At 48.6% G+C, this 1,774-nt stretch carries 2 protein-coding genes and 1 pseudogene; 1 reads left to right on the top strand and 2 read right to left on the bottom strand.

The window, feature by feature from the left end:
- Positions 1-619, top strand: a pseudogene (locus WBV75_RS01505) (ribonuclease HII); the annotation flags it as partial.
- Between the two features lie 21 nt (positions 620-640).
- On the opposite strand, the gene lipB reads toward WBV75_RS01505, so the two are convergent.
- Together lipB and WBV75_RS01495 are read right to left on the bottom strand one after the other, a co-directional pair.
- Positions 641-1,354 (bottom strand): lipoyl(octanoyl) transferase LipB, encoded by a 714-nt coding sequence (lipB, locus tag WBV75_RS01500; RefSeq protein ID WP_424118891.1) that lies wholly within the window; start codon positions 1,352-1,354, stop codon positions 641-643.
- A 19-nt stretch (positions 1,355-1,373) separates the two neighbouring features.
- Positions 1,374-1,529 (bottom strand): YqaE/Pmp3 family membrane protein, encoded by a 156-nt coding sequence (locus tag WBV75_RS01495; protein ID WP_424118890.1) that lies wholly within the window; start codon positions 1,527-1,529, stop codon positions 1,374-1,376.
- Positions 1,530-1,774: the final 245 nt, after the last annotated feature.

Below are 1,774 nucleotides of genomic sequence, written 5' to 3'. Positions count from 1 at the left end.
GGGTCGCCCCGTGAAAGGTTTTAAATTCAGGGATGCGGGAAGTCCAATCCGTACAGCTCCGGAACACTTCAGGTTCGGCAGTCGGGATTATTTGGTTTTTCAGCTGGAAAACGGGGAACTCAAGATTCTGAACCGGGTGGGAGATAACCGCATCTCGGTAAAAGAGCGTTTCGAATTCTCGGCAAACAAAGTATTCGGCTACCGCAACGGGTTTGCCTTTACGGATCGCAAAGGCAACCTGATCCGCATCGATACCCGGGGAAAGGTTTCACGTACATCACTCAACCTCAGTCCGGACCATGGCATGGATGCCAGTACTAAAACCATGACCCTTATGGACGACAATCGCTTTCGTGTAAAGTCCAATGAAAAGGAATTGGAACTCGGGGTCTATACCCCGCCGCAGCTCTTTTACATTAACGATATTATTTACGTGGCAGTAACGGACCTCCAAAGCCAGCAGGTTCATGTGTTTAGAAGCACTGCCGCGGCGCTCGCTGGTTTTCCCGTCGAAGGAAGTGGCCTTACGGACATGGCCGATATGGACAACGACAGGAAGGTGGAACTGCTAACCCCCTATCGCAAAAACAGTATTCGGGTATACCGGGTGGGGCGTTAGAAAGGTGGGTTAGAAAGCCGGTTACTGAGGCGCCTGTTTCTCTGAAGCCCCTACCTGAAATAAATCTTCGAAATGGGTTTTTAAGCGGGTTTTCACCTCCGACATCGGCACATGCCGCCCCAGTTCCCTGCTCAGGGAGGTAACCCCTTTATCTTGTATACCACAGGGAATCATCAGGTCAAAATAAGAAAGGTCTGTATTGACGTTCAGGGCAAACCCATGCATGGTTACCCAGCGACTGGCCCGTACGCCCATGGCGCAGATCTTTCGGGCCTTTGAAGTACCCACATCCAGCCAAACCCCTGTTTCCCCTTTGGAACGTGCAGCCTGCAGGCCGTAATCCTCCAGTGTAAGGATCACCATTTCCTCTAAAAACCTTAAGTATTTATGGATGTCTGTAAAAAAATTGTCCAGATCCAGGATGGGGTATCCGACAACCTGTCCGGGACCGTGATAGGTAATATCCCCTCCCCTGTTGATCTTGTAAAACTTCGCCCCGCGTTCGGAGAGCTGCTGCTCAGATACCAGTAAATTGGTCAGATCCCCGCTTTTTCCAAGGGTGTAAACGTGAGGATGCTCCACAAAAAGGAAATAATTGGGTGTGGGCAAGCCGTTTCCCTTTCTGCGGTTCTGAATTTTTATATCCAGGATTTCCTGAAAGCGCTCCTCCTGGTACTCCCACACTTGTTTATAGTCTCTGAAGCCCAGATCTTCGAAGGTAATCTCTTTGTTCATAGCGCAAAGATACGGAAGATTAATTGGGATTGTTGAGGATCACCAGCGCTGCGATCACACCCGGCACCCAGCCGCACAGGGTAAGGAGAAAGACAATAAGAAATGAGCCACATCCCTTACCGATGACCGAAAGGGGCGGAAAAATGATGGCTAGTAAAACACGTAGGACACTCATGGAGGGAACTTCTGCTATTTTCTTATTAGTAGTCCCAAAAAGGATTTCGTTACATTTTCGTCTACTTTTGATAAAGTTTGATATGCAGATGAAACTTTTAGTTACGGTTCTATTCCTCTTGGGCACTGGGTTTCTTCACGCGCAATATTATTTCTCAGGAAAACTGGATTCCAGTGCAGCCGGGAAGACGGTTTACCTATCCCTGATTCAAGATTATAGAAAGATCTCACGGCCCTATTCGGATC

This window comes from Robiginitalea sp. (assembly GCF_049588695.1).
GTDB lineage: Bacteria > Bacteroidota > Bacteroidia > Flavobacteriales > Flavobacteriaceae > Robiginitalea.
The sequence above is the reverse complement of the archived record's forward strand: the minus strand, read 5'-3'. Positions and strand labels throughout refer to the sequence as shown.